Below are 19,476 nucleotides of genomic sequence, written 5' to 3'. Positions count from 1 at the left end.
TCAGGCTTCGAGGTCGTAGAGCGGCTGGCCGGCCATCACCGCATCCTCGTTGTCGACGTGGAAGGCGACGAGCGTGCCCGCCGCCTCGGCCACCACCGGCGTGAACGACTTCATCACCTCGATCAGACCGACCGTGTCGCCGATCGCGACCTGGTCGCCCTCGTTCTTGAACACCGGCTCCTCCGGCGAGGGCGCGCGGTAGAAGGTGCCCGGAAGCGGCGCCTCGATGGTGGTCTTCGTCATGGTGTCTCGCCTTTGTCGGAGCGCTTGTGGCCGCAAGCCTTGCAAAACTCGGCGGCGGCGTAAAATTGCAAAAGAGAAAGCGCCGTATCAATAATTCAGATACCGTGCACCGGCAGCCGCCCTGCCCCGGCCGGCGCGGCCGGAGCCCCAATGCGCGGGGACCTTCGGCCGCCCTGCCAGTCCCGGCCGCGATCGCCGTAGTCCCGTCGAAGAGCTTGCCGCTTGTCCATATCGCTGAAGCAGATCCGCTATTTCGTCGCCGCCGCCGAGACTGGCCGGATCAGCCGCGCCGCCGTCGAGCTGAACGTCTCGCAATCCGCGGTGACGACGGCGATCCAGCAGCTCGAGGCGGTGCTCGGCGCCCCGCTGCTCGAACGCACGCCCCAGGGGGTGCGGGTGACGATCGAAGGCGGGCGCTTCCTGCCGCAGGCGCGGCAGATCCTCTCCGCCGTCGCCGAGGCGATCCGCCGCCCGCACATGACCGGCGACCGCGTCGCCGGGCGGGTGCGGGTGGGCGTCACCTACACCGTCGCCGGCTATTTCCTGCCGCCGCTGCTGACGCGCTTTTCCGCCAGCTTCCCGGGGGTGACGCTCGATCTCTTCGAAGCGCCGCGCACGGTGCTCGAACAGGCGATCGGCGACGGCGCGATCGACGTCGCCGTGATGCTGGTCTCCAATCTCGAGAACCGCGAGGACATCGCCAGCGAGATCCTCAAGCGCTCGCCGCGCCGGCTGTGGCTGTCGCCCGACCACCCGCTGACGCGGGCCAACCGCGTCGGCCTCGGCGACATCGAGCCGCATCCCTATCTGATGCTGACCGTGGACGAGGCGCGGGTGACGGCGATGCGCTACTGGAGCCATGCCGGCCTCGAACCGCGGGTGATCTTCCGAACGGCCTCCGTCGAGGCGGTGCGCTCGATGGTGGCGAGCGGCGTCGGCGTCACCATCCTCTCCGACCTCGTCTACCGTCCCTGGTCGCTCGACGGCCAGCGCATCGAGACCCGGGTGATCGACGAGGGGGTGCCGAGCATGGACGTCGGCCTCGCCTGGAAGCGCGACCTGCGGCCGGACGCGGCCTGCGACGCCTTCCGCGACTTCCTGCGCTATGCGGCGGCGAGCGCCGGCGGCGACGTCGAGGTGCCGGCCTGAGCCGACGGGCCGGCGGGCCGGAGCGAGGCGGATCGCGCCGCCCGTGCCCTGCCCGCCCCTGCCCTTCGCCGGCCGATCATCCCATCGATTTTCCAGATACCCGGCCCCGGTTTATTCAATTTGACGCCGGGGCACGATCCTGTCCACGCTGGGAAACACCGCAAATGCGGGGCTGTTGCAGCGAAGGACGGGACCATTGGGCGTCACCATCAATTGCGATATGGGCGAGGGCTTCGGCCTCTATCAATGCGGCGACGACGCCGGCCTGATGCCGCATGTCGACATTGCCAACGTCGCCTGCGGCTTTCATGCCTCCGACCCCTCGGTGATGCGCTCGACCGTCCGGCTGGCGGCCGAGCACGGCGTCGCGGTGGGCGCCCACCCCTCCTTCCCCGACCGCCAGGGCTTCGGGCGGCGGGAGATGGCGATGGAGCGGGACGAGCTCGCCGCCTGCCTGATCTACCAGATCGGCGCGCTGCGCGGCTTCCTCGACGAGGCGGGACTGGCGCTCAACCACATCAAGCCGCATGGGGCGCTCTACGGCGCGGCGATGCGCCACGAGCACGTCGCCCACGCCATCGCCGACGCCGCCGCGGTGTTCGGCGTGCCGCTGCTCGGCATGCGGGGCACGCTGCAGGAGCGGGTCTACACCGAGCGGGGCGTCACCTTCCTCGCCGAATACTATGCCGACCTCGACTACGACGGCGAGGGCCGGCTGATCATCACGCGCAAGCACGATGCGCGCGACCCCGAGGAAGCGGCCCGCCGCGTCACCCGGATGCTGCGCGAACACAAGGCGACGACCGTCGACGGAACCTCGATCGACATGCGCGCGGAGACCGTCTGCGTGCATTCCGACACGCCCGGTGCCGTCGAGCTGGCGCGGGCGGTTCAGCAATCGGTGCGGGAATTTTCCTGAGCCGCGACGTCTGATCGATGGCGCTCTTCCGGCGGGCGTCATCCACTCGGGCGAACGGAACGACAAGAAGAACGAGAAGAAGGACCGGCCGAAGCGACATCGAAAGGGGGAAAAGCGTCCGGGCTCCGAGCGGCCCGCGCGACGAATTCGGGAGTGCATGGCGATGCAGCTGACATACTCCACCTTCGATTCCCGGCCGTCGGAGCGCCGCCGCGCCTGGCAGAGGGCCATCGCGGACATCTATTTCCCGCTGGAGCTGGCTTTTCCCGGAACGCGCGTCTTCGAGGGAACGCTCGATGCCTGGACGCTCGGGCCGGTGTCGATCTCGCGCAACTGCTCGAACGGCGTCCTCTATCGCCGCCACGAGCAGCATCTCCTCGAGGAGCAGGACGAGAACTACCTCGTCACCGTTCCCGAACTCGCCGAGGTCCGCTTCGTCCAGGACGGCCGCGACGTCTCCTGCAGCCCGGGCGGCTTTCTCATCGAACGCAGCCACCTTCCCTACGAGTTCAGCCACCGCGACCCGGCCTCGCTCTGGGTGCTGAAGGTGCCGAACGCCGTGCTGGAGGCCCGGATCCGGCGGCCGGAACGGCTCGCGACGCTGCGCTTCGACGCCCGCAGCGGCGCCGGCGCGCTGTTCGTCGACATGCTGCGGCTCGCCGTCGCGCGGATCTCAGAGTTCGACGCGGCCTCCCGCCACCTGATCGGCAACCAGCTCGTCGAACTCCTCGCGGCGGCCGTCGCGGCGGACGAGCGGCTGCTGATGGGCTCCTCGACCTCGGTGCGCAACGCCCATCTCTGCCGCGCCGAGGCGGTCATCCGCAGCCGGCTCGCCGATCCGCAGCTCTCGCCCCAGAGCGTCGCCGACGCCTGCGGCATCTCGCTGCGCTATCTGCAGCAGATCTTCGAGGCCGAGAACACCACCGTCGGCGGCCAGATCCGCGCCCAGCGCCTGGCACTCTGCGACGAGCGCCTGCGCGACCCGCGCTTCCGCGGATCGATCTCCGAGATCGCCTATGAATGCGGTTTCAGCGACCAGGCGCAGTTCAGCCGCAACTACCGCGCCCGCTTCGGCTGCACGCCGCGCCAGACCCGGGCCGAGGCGCAACGTGGATGCTGAGGGCGGCCTCGCCCGTCGCGGCCCCGCGCGGGCCGCGGGCCGGCCCGGCTCCGCCGGCATGCTGCACAGCGAATAGGCATTTTTCGCAGGCGCGGAAAAACCGCGCTGCCAACGCGCTGAGACGCAAGATTTCCTTCGCGCAGCGTCAAGAACCGCGGCCGGAAAGCTGTTTCACTTCTCCCATGGGCCTGACGCTCCCCTGCCGCCGCGAGCGCCGGCAGGACAAGGAACCTGGGAAGACGACCTTGCAGAACCTTCGCGTAGCCGTCGACGTCGGCGGGACCTTCACCGACATGTGCATCATGGACGAGACGACCGGCACGATCCGGATCGAGAAGACCGCCTCGACCAGCGATCCGATCGACGGGATCATGGCGGGCGTCGCCAAGGCCGGGGTCGACCTGTCTGAGGTGGCGCTGTTCTCGCACGGCACCACCGTCGCCACCAACGCGCTGATCACCCGCCGCCTGCCGCGCACGGCGATCGTCTCGACGCGGGGCTTCCGCGACGTCATCGAGATCCGCCGCGCCAACAAGGAAGATCTCTGGGACGCCTACAAGGACGTGGTGCGCCCCTATGTCCCGCGCCGCGACCGGCTGACGGTGCCCGAGCGCGTCGACGCGGCCGGCCGCAACATCGAGCCGCTCGACGTCGCGGCGGCCCGCGAGGTGGCGCGGATCCTCAAGCGCCGCGGCGTCGCGGCGATCGCCGTGTGCTTCATGAACGCCTACCTCAACGGCGAGAACGAACGGGCGATGCGCGAGATCCTGATCGAGGCGATGCCGGACACGCCGGTGTCGATCTCCTCGGAGGTGCTGCCGGAGATCTTCGAGCACGAGCGCTTCTCGACGACGGTCGTCAACGCCGCGCTCAGCCCCGTCGTCGTCAGCTACACCAACCGGCTGGGCGACCGGCTGGCGAGCGAGGGCTACACCCGCGACCTCCTGCTGCTGCACACCGGCGGCGGCGTGATGACGCCGGCAAGCGTCAAGGATTTCGCCGCCCGCCTCGCCGGCTCCGGCATCGCCGCCGGCGCCATCGCCAGCCGCCACATCGCCGGCCTCTGCGGCTATCCCAATTCGATCGGCCTCGACATGGGCGGCACCTCGACCGACGTCTCGCTCGCCTATGAGGGCCAGTCGCGGGTCACCAAGGACTGGTTCATCGAATTCGGCTATCCGATCCGCTTCTCCTCGATCGAGGTGCTGACCATCGGCGCCGGCGGCGGCTCGCTCGCCTGGACCGACGAGGCCGGCTCGCTGCGCAACGGCCCGCAGTCGGCCGGCGCCCATCCCGGCCCCGCCTGCTACGGCAACGGCAACCGACAGCCGACCAACACCGACGCCAACGTCACCCTCGGGCGCCTCGGCACGAAGCTCGCCGGCGGCTCGGTCAGCCTCGATCCCGAGCTTGCCCGCACCGCCGTCGCGACCGGCGTCGCCGAGCCCTTCGGCCTTGCCGTCGAGGCGGCGGCCGACGCCATCCTGCAGGTCGCCAACGCCAACATGTCGGATGCCGTCCGGCTGATCTCGATCAGCCGCGGCTACGACCCGCGCGACTTCGCCCTCGTCGCCTTCGGCGGCGCCGGGGCGCTGCACGGCGCGGCGGTGGCGCGCGAGCTGGCGATCCCGGTGGTGATCGTGCCGCCCAATCCCGGCGTCACCTCGGCGCTCGGCTGCCTGCTCGTCGACATGCAGCACGACTTTTCGGAAAACTGCATGGTCGAGGCCGCCGAGGCCGATCCGGACGCCATCGAGGCGCAGTTCGCCCGCATCGAGAAGGAGGCGCTCGACCGGCTCACCCACGAGGGCGTCGCGCCGCAGGACATCGTCTTCCAGCGCTCGATCGACATGATGTATCGCGGCCAGTGGCGCTCGCTCGCCGTCTCGGCGCCGAGCCCGATCCGCTCGATCCCAGCCCTCGTCGAGGATTTCCACCGCGAGCACGACCGGGAGTACAACTTCCGCCGCGACGACACGCCGGTGAGCCTGTTCCGCGTCAACCTGAAGGCGGTCGGCGTCGTGCCGAAGGCGGAGCTGCCGGTGCACGAGCCGACGGGAGAGACCCCGGAGCCGGCCGGCCGCCGGACCGTCTGGTTCGATGCCGAGCCCCACGACACGCCGATCTTCGACCGCGACCGCCTGCCCGCCGGCTTCGCCTTCAGCGGACCGGCGATCGTCGAGCAGGTCGATTCGACGACCGTCGTCCCGCCCTGGGCCGGGGCGGAAGTCGACCGCTACCTCAACATCATCATCCGCGCGAAGGCCTGAGACCATGGCGAACGAACAGCTCGATCCCGTGACCTTCGAAGTCCTGAAGAACTCCTTCATCACCGCCGTCGACCAGATGGGCGAACAGGTGCTGCGGACCTGCTACTCCTTCGTGATCTACAACCACGACTTCTCCAGCGCGCTTCACGACGCCAAGGGCGAATGCGCCGCGCAGGGCAACCAGGACATCGCCGTCCACGTCGGCACGCTGCACTTCACCTGCCAGGACGTCATGCGCCACTTCGAGGGCGACATGCACGAGGGCGACGTCTTCGCCATCAACGACCCCTATGCCGGCGGCACCCACTTTTCCGACGTGCGCCTGGTCCGGCCGATCTTCTCGGGCGGCAAGGTGATCGCCTTCGCCCAGTCGAACGGCCACTGGTCCGACGTCGGCGGCTCGGTCCCCGGCTCGTTCGACGTCGCCGCCCGCGAGATGTTCCGCGAGGGGCTGCGGATCACCCCGGTGCGGCTGTTCTCGAACAACCAGCTGCACCGGGACGTCGCCGGGCTGATCGCCCACAACACCCGCGACCCGGCCTCGATCATCGGCGACATGCAGGCGCAGGCCCAGGCGACGCGGGTCTGCGAGCGCGAGATCCTGCGCCTCGTCGACAAATACGGCCGCGACACCATCGAAACCGGCCTGTCGGCCGTCCAGGACTACGTCGAGCGGGCGGTGCGCCAGCGCATCGCCGCGATGCCGGACGGCGAGTGGGAGACGGTCGACTTCATCGACCGCGATCCCGCCGGCGGCGAGGGCATGATCCCGATCAGGATCAAGATGACCATCAGGGGCGACAAGGTGATCTACGACTTCACCGGCAGCCATCCGGTGATCGGCTCGATCTACAACTCCGCCTTCGGCACGACCTTCTCGGGCGTCGCCGCCGGCATGAAGACCTTCTTCCCGGACCTGCCGCTGAATTCCGGCTTCTACCGCGCCTTCGAGATCATCGTGCCGGAGGGCTCGATCGTCGACGCCAGGTGGCCGGTCGCCGTCACCGGCTTCCTGATGCCGTTCGAGAAGATCATGAACTCGATCTACGAGATGTGGTCGCGGCTGATGCCGCAGCGCGCGCTCGCCTGCGCCTTCAACCTCGAATACCTCCTGACCGGCGGCTGGGACGCCCGCGCCGCCGACAAGTCGATCTTCATGTTCTACGACTGGCTGCCGGGCGGCTGGGGCGGGCGCAACGGCAAGGACGGCAACAACTGCACCACCGCCTCCTTCGGCACCGGCATGATGGCCCAGCCCGTCGAGGGCCAGGAGCGGGCCAATCCGATCCTCTGCACCGAGATGGAAATCATCACCGACTCGCCGGGGCCCGGCAAGTGGCGGGGCGGCGCGGGCCTGGTGAAGACCTCCGCGATGCTCGCCAGCGACAACGTCGTGATCTCCTACATCTGCGACCGCGAGCGCGCCGTGGTCTGGGGGATCGAGGGCGGCCTGCCGTCGATGCCGCACGGCCTGACTCTCACCCGCGCCGACGGGCGCACCGAGCGGCTCGGGGCGATCTTTTCCGACGTCGCCATCGCCGAGGGCGACGTCTTCACCCGCCCGACCGCCGGCGGCGGCGGCTTCGGCGACCCGCTGGAGCGCGACCCCGCCCGCGTCCTCGAGGACGTCATCGACGACTACGTCTCGGTCGAGCGCGCGGCGCGTGACTACGGCGTCGTGATCCGGCCGGTCGATCCGGAGATCTGCGAATACGAGATCGACGCGGCGGCGACCGAGAGCCTGCGGCGCTCGATCCGCGCCGAGCGCGTCGCCTGGGCGCGCGAGGACCCCGAGAGCGTCGCCGAGCGCTACCGCGGCGGCACCATCGACGTCTACGACGTCGTGCGCCGGCATGCGGTGATCCTCGACTGGGAGAGCGGCGCGCTCCTGCCGGAATCCACCCGCCAGTTCCGCGAGGTCTTCGAACGCCGCTCCGTTTCCGAATGGGCGCCGGCCTGACCGCCGGCGGCCGCCCCTTCATCCCGTAGAGACCCCCGTAAGCCCCCGAAGAAAGGACCGCATTCCATGGCCTCGAAAACCGCCCGCATCGCCCTCGCCGCGACGAGCGCGCTCGCGCTCCTGACGCTCGCCGCCCGGCCGAGCCTTGCCGCCGACGAGAAGTCCTCGGCCTCCTGGTGGCCGTTCCCGATCTACGACGCATCCTCCGGGACGCCGACGGAGGCCGAGTACAAGCCGCTCGACAAGGCCGAGAAGCCCTACAACATCTGCGTCCTCTTCCCGCACATGAAGGACAGCTTCTGGGTCGCCGTGGCCTACGGCATCGTCACCCAGGCCAAGGCCGAGAACGTCAACATGAACCTCTACGAGGCCGGCGGCTACGAGAACCTGCCCAAGCAGATCTCGCAGTTCGACGACTGCATGGCGAGCGGCGCCGACGCCATCGTCGTCGGAGCGATCTCCGGCGCGGGCCTCACCCAGAAGTTCGCCGAGGCCAAGGAGAAGAAGATCCCGGTCGTCGGCGTCACCAACCCGCTGCCGAAGGACGCGTTGCCGGCCGCCAACTACGTCGACTTCGTCGCCATGGGCGGGGTGACAGCCAAGGGCCTCCTGGCCCAGATCGGCGACGACGAGGCGAATGTCGTGACCTTCCCGGGACCGGCCGGCTCGGGCTGGGCCGAGGACTTCAACAAGGGCTTCAAGGACACCGTCGCCGGGCACGACAACGTCAAGATCCTCGACGAGAAGTTCGGCGACAGCGGCGTCGCGGTGCAGCTCAAGCTGATCCAGGACGCGCTGCAGACCTATCCCGACATGAACGTCATCTGGGGCACCGCCCCGACCGCCGAGGCGGCGATCGGCGCCGTCCAGCTCGCCGGGCGTCCGGACATCAAGATCATCTCCTCCTACGAGAACCAGGCGATGCTCGACGCGCTGAACGGCGGCCAGATCCTCGCCTTCGCGACCCAGTACCCGGTTGCCGAAGGCGCCATGGCGATCGACCAGGCGGTGCGGCTGATCGAGGGCAAGGACGTCGTCAAGCTCGCCCAGCCGAAGGCCGACGTGATCGACGAGACGACGGCGAAGGACCTCAACATGGACCTCGTCCTTGCCCCGGCCGACTGGAACCCCGAATATTCGGTCAAGGCGCAGTAAAAGCCCCGCCGAAGCCCGGCGGGCCGGTGCGCCGGCCCGCCCCCTCGTGCCAGGAGACGGCCATGCCAGCCGAAGGCTCATTGCCCGCGAGCCCGCGCCCCGGCGAACCGCTGCTCGTCCTTGCGGGCGTCACCAAGCGGTTCCCCGGCGTGCTCGCGCTCGACCACGTCGACCTCGACGTCAGGGCCGGCGAACTGCACGTCCTGTTCGGCGAGAACGGCGCCGGCAAGTCGACGCTGATCAATGTTATCGCCGGCACCTTCCCGCCGAGCGGGGGAAGCTTCCGCTTCGGCGGCGAGGAGATCGTCGACCTGACGCCGAACAAGGCGCGCGCCATCGGCATCAGCCCCGTCTTCCAGGAATTCTCGCTGGTCCCGAGCCTGACCGTCGAGGAGAACCTCTTCCTCGGCCGCGAGACCTCGAGCGCCGGCATCCTCGACAGCGGCGCGATGCGCCGGCGCGCCCGCGAACTGATCGGCGAACTCGGCTTCGACCTCGACCCCAAGGCCCGCGTCGACCGGCTGTCGCGCGCCCATCAGCAGATGGCTGAGATCGCCAAGGCGCTGCTCGGCAACGTCCGCCTCCTCATCCTCGACGAGCCGACCGCCTCCCTCACCGAGCGCGAGACCGGCCGGCTGTTCGAACTGATCGCCCGGCTGAAGAGCCAGGGCATCGGGATCATCTACGTCTCGCACCGGATGCGCGAGATCCGGGCGCTGGCCGACCGCGTCACGGTGCTGCGCGACGGCCGCCACATCAAGACGCTCGACGCGGCGACGGTCACCGATGCCGAGCTGGTCGAGCTGATGACCGGCCGGCGGATCGACGTCCTCTTCCCGACGATCACCCACCGGCCGGGCGCCGTCGCCGTCGCCGTCGAGAACCTCTCCACCGCCGACAACCAGGTGGCGGGCGTCGACCTTGTCGCGCGGGCCGGCGAGATCACCGGCATCGCCGGCCTCGTCGGCTGCGGCAAGTCGGAGCTGGTGCGGGCGATCTACGGCATCGAGCCGATCGCCGGCGGCAGCGTCTCGATCCGCGGCGAAGCCGTCGCCGCGCCCGATCCCCGCTCCAGCCTGAGGCGGGGCGTCGCCTATTTCCCCGCCGACCGGGGCGCCGAAGGCCTCGCTTTGACCCGGCCGATCCGCGAGAACGTCTCGATGACGGCGCTCGACCTCGCGCGCTTCCAGCGCCGCGGCGTCATCCGGCGCGGCGCCGAGCGGCGGATCGTCGGCCCGATCATGGAGACGCTGAAGCTGCGGCCGCCGAACATCGAGCGCGCCGTGCGCAACCTTTCCGGCGGCAACCGCCAGAAGGTCATGCTCGGCCGGGCCATGGCGCGCGACCTCGACATCTTCCTCTTCGACGAGCCGAGCGTCGGCATCGACGTCGGCGCCAAGGTCGAGGTCTACGAATTCATCAAGCGGCTGGTCGAGGGCGGCGCCGCCGTCATCGTCGTCTCCTCCGAGCTCCCGGAGGTGCTGGCCCTGTCGAACCGGCTCTACGTCATGCATCACGGCCGCATCGCGGCCCTGCTCGAAGGCGAGGCGATGACCGAGCAGAACGTCCTGGCGAGCTTCTTCCAGGAAGAGACGCGGGAAAAGGCAGCCTGATGAGCGCGACCGCCTCCCTCTCCCGCAGGCCCGCCACTCCGCAAGGCCGCGACCATCTCGGCCGGCTGCTGCGGATCGGCCTGCTGCCGGTGCTGCTCCTCGTCGTCGTCGCCGGCACCTCGCTCCTGTCGCCGTATTTCCTCGGCTGGATGAACATCGTCAACATCCTGCGGATGGCCGCCTTCCTGGCGATCATCGCCTGCGGCCAGGCGATGGTGATCGTCGCGGGTGGCTTCGACCTTTCGGTCGGCGCGGTGGTGGCGCTGGCGAGCGTCGTCACCGCCAAGGTGATGGCCGCGCTGGCGACGTCGCTGGGCGGCCCGGACATCCTCGTCGTCGTGCTCGGCGTCCTCGCCGGGCTCGGCTCCGGCTTCGCGGTGGGGCTGTTCAACGGGCTCTGCGTCTCGCGGCTGAAGGTCTCGGGCTTCGTCGTCACGCTCGGCACCATGTCGGCGACGGCCGGCATCGGGCTGCTGCTCACCAACGGCATCCCGGTCTACGGCATGCCGAAATCCTTCATCCAGAACGTCGGCCGGCTGCAGTTCCTTGGCCTGCCGATCGCCATCTACATCGCCCTCGCCATCATCCTCGCCATGGCTTTCGTGCAGCGGCGCACGCTCTTCGGCCGCTACGTCTACGCCATCGGCGGCAACCAGGAGGCGGCGGTCGTCTCGGGCGTTCCGATCCGCCGCCATCTCGTCGGCACCTACGTCCTCTCGGGGGTCTTCGCGGCGAGCGTCGGCATCCTTCTGACCGCCCTCGTCGGCTCCGGCCAGGCGACGCTCGGCGGCGACGCGATGATGCTGCAGTCGATCGCCGCGGCGGTGATCGGCGGGGTCAGCCTGCGCGGCGGCATCGGCCGGGTCGAGGTCGTGGCGGTCGCCGCGCTGTTCCTCACCATCCTCTCCAACGCCCTCAACCTGCTGCGGATCGACTCCCGCCTGCAGCCGATCTTCCTCGGCCTGATCATGGTTCTGGCCGTCGCCCTCGACGAATACAGCCGGCGGAGAATGTCCAGTGTCTGATGCGCCCCTCGCCGCCGCGCCGAAGACCGCCGCCGAGGCGCCGCGGCAGGCGGAACGGCGCGGCCTCGCCGTCGAATGGCTGCGCCAGCTCGCCCTGCCGGCGGTGCTGCTGGTGCTGCTCGCCGGCTTCGGCGCCGCGGACGACCGGGTGCTGACCGGCTACAACCTCCTCAACATCGCCCAGCAGGCGAGCTATCTCGCTCTCTTCGCCATGGCGCAGATGGTGGTGATCCTGACGCGCGGCTTCGACCTCTCGCTCGGCCCCACCGTCTCGATGGTCAGCGTCGCGGCGGCGCTGACCATGGCCGGCGTCGGCGGCACGGGCGGCTCGCTCGTGCCGGCCGTCATTCTCGGCATCATCGCGGGCCTTGCCCTCGCCTGCGCCTGCGGCGTCTTCAACGGCGTCGTCGTCGCGCTGCTCGGCGTCAGCCCGCTCGTCGCGACGCTTGGCAGCATGAACGTCGCCATCGGCATCGCCACGACGATCTCCGGCGGCCGCCCCGTCCAGGGCGTGCCGGCGCCGTTCTCAGAGATCTTCTATTCGGGGTCGGTGTTCGGCATCTCCTCGGCGATCGTCATCGCCTGCGCCGTCGGCCTCGTTCTCCATCTCGTCCTCAACCGGACGGTGTTCGGACGCTCGCTCTACATCATCGGCACCAATCCCGGCGCTGCGGCCGTCGCCGGGGTGCCGGTGCGGCGGCTTCTGGTCGCCGCCTACATCCTCTGTTCGGCGCTCGCCGGCCTCGGCGCGCTGATGATGACGGCGCGCACCGGCTCCGGCGAGCCCAATCTCGGCGGCACCCTGTCGCTGCAGTCGATCGCCGCCGCCGTCGTCGGCGGCACCAGCCTCGCCGGCGGGCGCGGCGGCGTCGTCACCGCCGTGCTCGGCGCCTTGTTCATCACCATCCTGTCGAACGGCATGAACCTCACCGGCGTCGACGGCTACGTCCAGATGATCGTGCTCGGGGCGATCGTCATCCTCGGCGTGGTCATCGACCGGCTGAGCCTCGAGGCCCGCTAGTGGTCCGATTCCGACATTTGGTACCGCTTTGTCGAGACTGCGCAGCAAATGTCGGAATCGAAAGACCACGAGCCAAGATTATGATCCCAGTGGATTTTTCGAATTTGACCTTGATGCGACGCCTCACCCGATCGGGACTCAAATGTCAAATTCAACCCACTGGAGCATGATCCCGGAAGGTGGGAACCGGTTTCCGGAAGAGATCATGCGGAAACGGGAAGATCGAGCGGGAGGATGAGCGACGCTCATTTCATCCCGCGGCCGGCCGCGACGGGGCCGGCCCGTCCAACCGCCGCCGAAACGGAGGCACCACAGAAGATGCAAGGCCTCGCGCCACCGCCGGTCGCCGTTCCGCGGACCCTGCCCGAAGCCCTCGCGGCGCTTTCCGCCGCGGGCGACGGCGCCGCCCCGCTCGCCGGCGGCACCTGGATCATGCGGGCGCCGATCCGCCATGAGGCGCACGCGCCGGCCTATGTCGCGCTCGGCCGCATCGCCGAACTGCGGCGGATCGACGTCGCCGACGACGAAGTGGCGATCGGCGCCGCCGTCACCCATGCCGAACTCGCCAAGGCGCTGTCGCCGTTTTCAGACCTCGCCGCCCTCGCGGCCGCGGCCGCCGGCTCGGCCAATCCCGCCGTGCGCAATGCCGCGACGATCGGCGGCAATCTCTGTGCGAGGGGCTTTCCCGCCGCCGATCTGGTGCCGGCGCTCCTCTGCCTCGACGCCGTCGTCGAGATCGCCGAGGCCGCGGCGCCCGCCGGCAGCCGGCGGCTTCCCGTCGAGGCGTTCCTGGCGGATCCGGCGGCGACGGGCGGCGGCAGGATCGTGACGCGCATCGTCTTGAAGCGGTCCGGGCTCCGCTCCGTCCATGTCCGCCTGCCGCTCCGCAAGGCCGGCGACTATCCGGTGGCGATCGTCTCGGCGGCGATCGGCGTCGGCGGTGGCGGGAGGGTCGAGAGCGCCCGCATCGCGGTCGGTTCGGTCGAGGCGGCGCCGCGCCGCTGGACCGGCCTCGAAGGGGCGATCAACGGCGAACGCCTCGACCCGGCGCGCATCGCCGCCCTCGCCGCTTCCCTCGCGCCCGAGTTTTCCGGCCGCGACGGCGTCGAAGCACCCGGCTGGTACCGCGTCCGGGTGCTGCCGACGCTCGTCGGCCGGGCGATCGCGGCGCTCGCCGCGGCGGCCTGAAGGAGGATCGGCCGATGATGCAGGTCACGCTTCTGGTCAATGGCGAGGAAAGGCGGCTGTCCGCCGAGCCGCTGACGCCGCTCCTCGACGTCCTCCGCGACACGCTGCACCTCACCGGCGCCAAGCCGGTCTGCCGCGAGGGCTTCTGCGGGGCCTGCATGGTCCTTCTCGACGGCGCGCCGGCGGTTGCCTGCCTGACGCCGGTGGCGCTCGCCGACGGCCGGAGCGTCGAGACCGTCGAAGGGCTCGGCACGGCGGAGACGCCCTCGCCGGTGCAGCGGGCGCTGGAGGAGCACGAGGCCGTCCAGTGCGGCATGTGCTTTCCCGGTATGGTGGTGACGCTGACCCACCTGACCCGGCCGGGCAACTGCGCGCCGACGCGCGACGCCGTCAAGGCGGGGCTCGTCGGCAATCTCTGCCGCTGCACCGGCTACGAGCGCATCGTCGACGCCGCGCTCGCCGTGATGGAGGACGGGCGATGAGCCTTTCCGCCGAGACCGCGGTCCGCAACTTCCGCCGCCGCGACGCCCGCGACAAGCTGACCGGCCGGACGCGCTACACCATCGATCGCGGCCATTTCGGCATGCTGCACGCCGCGCTGCTGCGCTCGCCGGTGCCGAGCGGCCGGATCGTCCGGCTCGACATCGAGGCGGCGGCGCGAATGCCCGGCGTGCGCGCCATCGTCACGTCCGCCGACGCTCCGGGGCGGGCCGGTATCGGCATTGCCGACCATCCGCTCTTCGCCTCGAACGTGGTGCGCTATCGCGGCGAGCCGATCGCCGCCGTCGCTGCGGAAACCGAAGCCGAGGCCCGCGCGGCGCTCGCCGCCATCGGCCTTGCGATCGAGCCGCTGCCGGCCGTCCTCGACATGGCCGCGGCGCTCGCCGAAGACGCCCCGCTCGTTCATCCCGACTGGCGCGACCACGCCGTCCTCCACGCCGGCGGGGCGCGCGGCGGCAACGTCGCCTGGGAGGCGACGGTCGAGCGCGGCGACGTCGAGGCGGCCTTTGCCCGTCGCGACGTCACGCTGGTCGAGACCAGCCTGCGGGTGCCCCGCCAGAACCACGTTCCCTTCGAGCCGAGGGCGGTCGTGGCGCGCTTCGAGGACGGCCGCTTCCACATCGAGACCTCGACCCAGGTTCCCTGGACGGTGCGCAACGCCACGGCCGCGCTTCTCGGCGTTCCCGCCGCGGCGATCCGGGTGACGGTGCCGCCGGTCGGCGGCGGCTTCGGGCTGAAGTTCGACTGGGCGCTCGAACCCTTCGCCGCGCTGCTCGCCCGCCGCGCCGGCCGGCCCGTCCGCCTCGTCAACAGCCGCGAGGAGGAGATGCAGACCTGCCTCTTCCGCGAGAACGCCGAGATCAGGATCCGCTCGGCCGTCACCGCCGACGGCGCCGTCGCCGGCCGCGAGGCGGTCGTGCTGATGGACTGCGGCGCCTATGGCGGCGAGCAGGTCTTCCTGACCACGATGACCGCCCACACGCTCGGCGGCAACTACCGGCTCGGCGCGGTGCGCATCGTCTCGCGCGCCGTCTACACCAACACCGCACCGAACGGCGCCTTCAGGGCCTGCAACGGCGTCTACAACACCTTCGCCCTCGAACGGCACACCGACGAGATCGCCGCGGCCACCGGCATCGCGCCCGAGACCTTCCGCCGGCAGAACGTCGTCGGCGACGGCGATCTCGGCGCGACCGGCCAGGTCTTCGAGGGCGACGTGCTGGGGCCGATGCTCGATCGGATGCGGGCGCTGCGCGACAAGACGCCCGTCGCGACGCCGCAGGACGGCCGCCTCTGGGGCCGGGCGACGACCGTCGGCACCTGGTTCGTGTTCACCGGGCCCTCGGCCGCGACCGTCAACATGAATGCCGACGGCAGCGCGACGCTGGTGACCTCCGGCGTCGAGATCGGCTCCGGCTCCATGCAGCAGGCGCTGCCGCAGATCGTCGCGGCAACGCTCGGCCTTCAGCCCGAGGACGTGGTGGTGCGGGCGGCGGACACGGATGCGGCGGGCTACGACGTCGGCGTCGGCGGCGGGCGCACCACCGTCTCCCTCGGGGCGGCGAGCCGGGCGGCGGCGATCGAGGTCCGCACCCGGCTTCTGAAGGTCGCGGGCGACATGCTGGAGGCCGCCGCCGAGGATCTCGTGATGGCGGACGGCCGCATCGAGATCGCCGGCGCCAGGGGCTCCGGCCTGACCATCGCCGAGGTCGCCGCCCATGCCCAGGCGCGCTACGGCCCGGTCTCCGGCACCGGCTCCTTCGCCGCCGCCGGAACGCCGGCCATGGCCGGCTGCTGCGCCGGGCACTTCATCGAGGCCCTCGACATCCCGGTCTTCGCCGTCCACGACTGCGACCTCGCAGTCGACCCGGGGACCGGCCACGTCGAGGTGCTCGCCTATCGCGTCGTCCAGGACGTCGGCCGTGCGCTCAATCCCCCCGCGATCTTCGGCCAGATCCAGGGCGGGGTGGTGCAGGGCCTCGGCTACGCGCTGCACGAGGAGGCCGACGTCGGGCCGGACGGCGGCATCCGCCAGGCGAGCTTCGAGACCTATCGCCTGCCGCTCGCCGGCGACGTCGTGCCGGTCGCGATCGACCTCTACGAGGGCGCGCCCTCGCTCGGTCCGCTCGGCACCAAGGGCGCCGGCGAGGTGCCGATCCTCAATGTGGGGGCGACGATCGCCTGCGCCGTCGCGCGGGCGACGGGCGGCCGGGTCTGCGAACTGCCGCTGACGCCGCCGCGGGTGCTGGCGCTGCTTTCCGGCGAGGCGCCGCCGCCCGCCTTCCCGCACATTGCCGAGCGGCACGCCGACAACCTGCTCCCTTCAGCGCCCCGCCAGGGAGGCGGGGGCTGAACGCTCCCACGACGCACGACGATGCAACCGAAAGACCCAAGGCCATGAACGAGATCCCGAATTCCATCGAGGCCCGCGACCGGGCCTACCAGATGCACCCGCTGGTCAATCTCAAGGCGCACGAGACGACGGGCTCGCTGGTCATCGACCGCGGCGAGGGCGTCTACGTCTTCGACCGCGACGGCAAGCGCTACTTCGAGGGCCTCGCCGGGCTCTGGTCGGTCGCCGTCGGCTTCGGCGAAAAGCGCCTCGCCGAGGCGGCCAAGGCGCAGATGGAGAAGCTGCCCTACTACCACGTCTTCTCCCACAAGACCCACGGCCCGTCGGTCGATCTCGCCGAGAAGCTGATCCGGCTCGCGCCGGTGCCGATGTCGAAGGTGCACTTCACCTCGTCCGGCTCCGAGGCCAACGACCTCGTCGTCAAGCTCTGCTGGTACCGGTCGAACGCCCTCGGCAAGCCGGAGAAGAAGAAGATCATCGGCCGGGTGAAGGGCTATCACGGCGTCACCATCGCCGCCGGCTCGATCACCGGCCTTGCCCGCAACCATGCGAGCTTCGACCTGCCGATCGACCGCTTCCTCCACACCCACTGCCCGGACTTCGACAGCCTGGCTCTGCCCGGCGAGAGCGAGGCGGCCTTCTCCAAGCGCATGGCGAGCGAACTCGAGACGCTGATCCTCGAAGAGGGCCCTCAGACCGTCGCCGCCTTCTTCGGCGAGCCGGTGATGGGCTCCGGCGGCGTCTACGTGCCGCCGGAAAACTACTGGCAGGAGATCCAGGCCGTCCTGCGGAAATACGACGTCCTCCTCGTCGCCGACGAGGTGATCACAGGCTTCGGCCGCACCGGCAACATGTTCGGCACCGAGACCTTCGGCATGCAGCCGGACGTCATGGTCGTCTCGAAGCAGATCGCCTCCTCCTACATGCCGATCGCCGCGATCCTGATGAGCGACGGCTTCTATCGCCCGATCGCCGAGGAATCGGACCGGCTCGGCGTGTTCGGCCACGGCTTCACGGCGAGCGGCCACCCGGTGGCGACGGCGGTGGCGCTGGAGAACATCAGGATCATCGAGGAGCGCGACCTCGTCGGCAACTGCCGGGCCCGTTCGCCGCGCTTCCTGGCGCATCTGCGGGAACTCGCCGCCCATCCGAAGGTGAAGGTGACGCGGGGCATCGGGCTGATCGGCGCGCTGGAACTTCATCCCGTGGGCGACGTCGGCCGGGCCGGCGCGGCGATGGCCGCAGCGGCGCTGGAGGAAGGCGTCATCGGCCGGGCGGTGGGCGACAGCTTCTGCCTCTGCCCGCCGCTGATCATCACCGATTCCGAACTCGACGAGATGTTCGCCCTGGTGGCGAAGGCGCTGGACCGCAGCGACCCGGCCGGCTGACCTGCCGCCGGCCCCGAAGAGCGGCCCGGCGCCGGGAACGCCCCTGGGGAAGGCTGCCGCGCCTTCCCGCCTGGTGGTCCGATTCCGACATTTGGTGCCGTCCTGTGGAGACCGCGAAGCAAATGTCGGGATCGAAAGACCACCAGCCAAGTAGATGATCCTAGTGGATTTTTCGAATTTTGACATTCGATGCGGCGCCCCACCCGATCGGGACTCAAACGTCAAATTCAAACCACTCGATCCGCAGGTCAGCCGAGGCGACGTCGCAGTTCCGCGACTGCCGCTTCGGCGTCGGCGGCGACGTCGAAGCGGTTCAGCATCTCGCCGAAGCGCCTGACGATGGTCGCAAGCTCGTCCTCGGCAATCAGGTTGAGGATGCCGACGCGCACCTGCGTCGGCTCCGACAGCGTCGGCCAGATGCCGAAGCCCTCGGCCCGGCAGGCGTTGACGAATTCCTTTTCCCGCCCCTTCAGCGCGCGCGGCAGGTCGAGGACGACGAGGCTGGTCATGTTGGACGTGACGCTGCAGCCCATCGATTCCAGCGCCGCGCGCAGCGCCGCCTCGGCCCTTTGGTAGCGCTCGGCCCGCTGCAGCAGCCCCTGCTCCAGCACCATCCTGAGCGCCTCGTGGAAGGAGGCGACGGCATAGGGCGAATGGGTGCGGTGATAGGTGCCCTTCTCGACGTCCTCGCCGTCGATGATGCCCCAGTGGCGGGCTTCCATGATCGGGTGGTGCACGAAGCTGCGGGCGCCGACCTTGCGGAGCTCGGCGATGTAGCGGTCCGAGAAGCTCACCGGCGCGTAGGTCAGCGGCAGCGCCATCATGCCCTTCTGCGGGCAGGAGGCCCAGCCGACGATGCCGGGATGATCGTCGATGCGAAGGTCGGCGATGCCGAGCGAGGAGACCGCGTCGACGAGGCCCATCGTGCCGTGCCTCTCGCAGGCCTCCGAAAAGCCCTTGACGTCGTTGATGCGGCCGGAGCCGGTCTCCCAATGCGCCATCGCCGCCCATTTCGGCTTGTGCTCGGCGAGCGCCATCTCGACGATCTCGCCCGTGACCGACTGGCCGTGCGGCACCCTTATGGTGACGACCGAGGCGGCATCCGGGTTGAGCGGATTGGCCCTCAGCTCCTCCTCCGTCGCCGCCTTCATGCGCACCGAAAGCTCGTCGATCCCGGAAAAGGTGCCGTTGACGAACATCACGATCCTGTCGCCCGGATGGACGACCGAGAACATCGCGTCGAGGCCGCTCCAGCCGGTGCCGGCGATGCCGAAGGTGTGGACGTTGCCGGTGCCGAAGATCTCGCGCAGCATGCGCTTGCACTCGACCATGCCGCGCAGCACGTCGGGCTGCATGTGGTCGGCGACGCCCGCGCCCGCAAAGGCGGCGAGCACCCGCTCGGCCGTGTTGCCGGGGCCGGGGCCGGCGGCGATGGTGTGCGGGATTTCCAGCCGCGGAAAGACGGGCGCGTTCATGGGGGTCTCCTCCTCCTCTTTCGGGTCGCATGGCGCGATCGCAGGCCTGATACGATTTCCGGCGCGGGGCCTCTCGCACCTGCCGGCGGACGGGCC

General features: G+C 70.1%; 15 protein-coding genes. 13 read left to right on the top strand and 2 right to left on the bottom strand.

The features are described 5' to 3' along the window. The gene (locus tag J1C47_RS06845) at positions 1 to 243 is read right to left on the bottom strand and encodes an acetyl-CoA carboxylase (protein WP_207349993.1); all 243 of its coding nucleotides are present in this window, start codon (positions 241 to 243) and stop codon (positions 1 to 3) included. A gap of 222 nt (positions 244 to 465) precedes the next feature. On the opposite strand from J1C47_RS06845, the gene J1C47_RS06840 reads away from it, so the two are divergent. From J1C47_RS06840 to J1C47_RS06780, 13 genes are all read left to right on the top strand, one after another. After that, on the top strand, positions 466 to 1,392 hold the full coding sequence (locus J1C47_RS06840) for a LysR family transcriptional regulator (protein WP_207349992.1): 927 nt from the start codon (positions 466 to 468) through the stop codon (positions 1,390 to 1,392). A 196-nt stretch (positions 1,393 to 1,588) separates the two neighbouring features. Then, a complete protein-coding gene (gene pxpA / locus J1C47_RS06835; protein ID WP_207349991.1) occupies positions 1,589 to 2,311 on the top strand; it encodes a 5-oxoprolinase subunit PxpA in 723 nt (240 codons plus the stop codon). Positions 2,312 to 2,474: 163 nt separating this feature from the next. Further along, entirely contained in the window at positions 2,475 to 3,431 is a 957-nt protein-coding gene (locus tag J1C47_RS06830) for an AraC-like ligand-binding domain-containing protein (protein WP_207349990.1), read from the top strand. A 245-nt stretch (positions 3,432 to 3,676) separates the two neighbouring features. Continuing rightward, on the top strand, positions 3,677 to 5,701 hold the full coding sequence (locus tag J1C47_RS06825) for a hydantoinase/oxoprolinase family protein (protein WP_207349989.1): 2,025 nt from the start codon (positions 3,677 to 3,679) through the stop codon (positions 5,699 to 5,701). A gap of 4 nt (positions 5,702 to 5,705) precedes the next feature. After that, entirely contained in the window at positions 5,706 to 7,661 is a 1,956-nt protein-coding gene (locus tag J1C47_RS06820) for a hydantoinase B/oxoprolinase family protein (RefSeq protein ID WP_207349988.1), read from the top strand. Positions 7,662 to 7,727: 66 nt separating this feature from the next. Beyond that, entirely contained in the window at positions 7,728 to 8,816 is a 1,089-nt protein-coding gene (gene torT, locus J1C47_RS06815; protein ID WP_207349987.1) for a TMAO reductase system periplasmic protein TorT, read from the top strand. A gap of 62 nt (positions 8,817 to 8,878) precedes the next feature. Next, entirely contained in the window at positions 8,879 to 10,429 is a 1,551-nt protein-coding gene (locus J1C47_RS06810; RefSeq protein ID WP_207349986.1) for a sugar ABC transporter ATP-binding protein, read from the top strand. After that, positions 10,429 to 11,454, top strand: a complete 1,026-nt coding sequence (locus tag J1C47_RS06805; RefSeq protein WP_207349985.1) for an ABC transporter permease — start codon at positions 10,429 to 10,431, stop codon at positions 11,452 to 11,454. The genes J1C47_RS06810 and J1C47_RS06805 overlap by 1 nt, the downstream gene beginning before the upstream one ends. After that, positions 11,447 to 12,475 (top strand): ABC transporter permease subunit, encoded by a 1,029-nt coding sequence (locus tag J1C47_RS06800; protein WP_207349984.1) that lies wholly within the window; start codon positions 11,447 to 11,449, stop codon positions 12,473 to 12,475. Before J1C47_RS06805 ends, J1C47_RS06800 begins: the two co-directional genes overlap by 8 nt. Positions 12,476 to 12,793: 318 nt before the next feature. Then, complete coding sequence (locus J1C47_RS06795; RefSeq protein WP_207349983.1) at positions 12,794 to 13,663, top strand: FAD binding domain-containing protein; 870 nt, start codon at positions 12,794 to 12,796, stop codon at positions 13,661 to 13,663. Positions 13,664 to 13,677: 14 nt separating this feature from the next. After that, on the top strand, positions 13,678 to 14,145 hold the full coding sequence (locus J1C47_RS06790; protein WP_245396400.1) for a (2Fe-2S)-binding protein: 468 nt from the start codon (positions 13,678 to 13,680) through the stop codon (positions 14,143 to 14,145). Beyond that, complete coding sequence (locus J1C47_RS06785) at positions 14,142 to 16,517, top strand: xanthine dehydrogenase family protein molybdopterin-binding subunit (protein WP_207349982.1); 2,376 nt, start codon at positions 14,142 to 14,144, stop codon at positions 16,515 to 16,517. Before J1C47_RS06790 ends, J1C47_RS06785 begins: the two co-directional genes overlap by 4 nt. A gap of 44 nt (positions 16,518 to 16,561) precedes the next feature. Further along, on the top strand, positions 16,562 to 17,905 hold the full coding sequence (locus tag J1C47_RS06780; protein WP_207349981.1) for an aspartate aminotransferase family protein: 1,344 nt from the start codon (positions 16,562 to 16,564) through the stop codon (positions 17,903 to 17,905). Positions 17,906 to 18,153: 248 nt separating this feature from the next. Here the strand turns inward: J1C47_RS06780 and J1C47_RS06775 are convergent, their stop codons facing one another. Further along, the gene (locus J1C47_RS06775) at positions 18,154 to 19,380 is read right to left on the bottom strand and encodes a pyridoxal-phosphate-dependent aminotransferase family protein (protein WP_207349980.1); all 1,227 of its coding nucleotides are present in this window, start codon (positions 19,378 to 19,380) and stop codon (positions 18,154 to 18,156) included. Positions 19,381 to 19,476: the final 96 nt, after the last annotated feature.

The sequence above is a fragment of the Jiella sonneratiae genome, assembly GCF_017353515.1.
In the GTDB taxonomy this organism is placed as follows: domain Bacteria; phylum Pseudomonadota; class Alphaproteobacteria; order Rhizobiales; family Rhizobiaceae; genus Jiella; species Jiella sonneratiae.
The sequence above is the reverse complement of the archived record's forward strand: the minus strand, read 5'-3'. Positions and strand labels throughout refer to the sequence as shown.

Excerpts from the sequence above, each read along its gene's own strand:
- J1C47_RS06780 (WP_207349981.1), top strand. The coding sequence starts at position 16,562 with ATGAACGAGATCCCGAATTCCATCGAGGCCCGCGACCGGGCCTACCAG.
- torT (WP_207349987.1), top strand. The coding sequence starts at position 7,728 with ATGGCCTCGAAAACCGCCCGCATCGCCCTCGCCGCGACGAGCGCGCTC.
- J1C47_RS06805 (WP_207349985.1), top strand. The coding sequence starts at position 10,429 with ATGAGCGCGACCGCCTCCCTCTCCCGCAGGCCCGCCACTCCGCAAGGC.
- J1C47_RS06795 (WP_207349983.1), top strand. The coding sequence starts at position 12,794 with ATGCAAGGCCTCGCGCCACCGCCGGTCGCCGTTCCGCGGACCCTGCCC.
- J1C47_RS06820 (WP_207349988.1), top strand. The coding sequence starts at position 5,706 with ATGGCGAACGAACAGCTCGATCCCGTGACCTTCGAAGTCCTGAAGAAC.
- J1C47_RS06830 (WP_207349990.1), top strand. The coding sequence starts at position 2,475 with ATGCAGCTGACATACTCCACCTTCGATTCCCGGCCGTCGGAGCGCCGC.
- J1C47_RS06845 (WP_207349993.1), bottom strand. The coding sequence starts at position 243 with ATGACGAAGACCACCATCGAGGCGCCGCTTCCGGGCACCTTCTACCGC.
- J1C47_RS06785 (WP_207349982.1), top strand. The coding sequence starts at position 14,142 with ATGAGCCTTTCCGCCGAGACCGCGGTCCGCAACTTCCGCCGCCGCGAC.
- J1C47_RS06775 (WP_207349980.1), bottom strand. The coding sequence starts at position 19,380 with ATGAACGCGCCCGTCTTTCCGCGGCTGGAAATCCCGCACACCATCGCC.
- J1C47_RS06790 (WP_245396400.1), top strand. The coding sequence starts at position 13,678 with ATGATGCAGGTCACGCTTCTGGTCAATGGCGAGGAAAGGCGGCTGTCC.
- J1C47_RS06810 (WP_207349986.1), top strand. The coding sequence starts at position 8,879 with ATGCCAGCCGAAGGCTCATTGCCCGCGAGCCCGCGCCCCGGCGAACCG.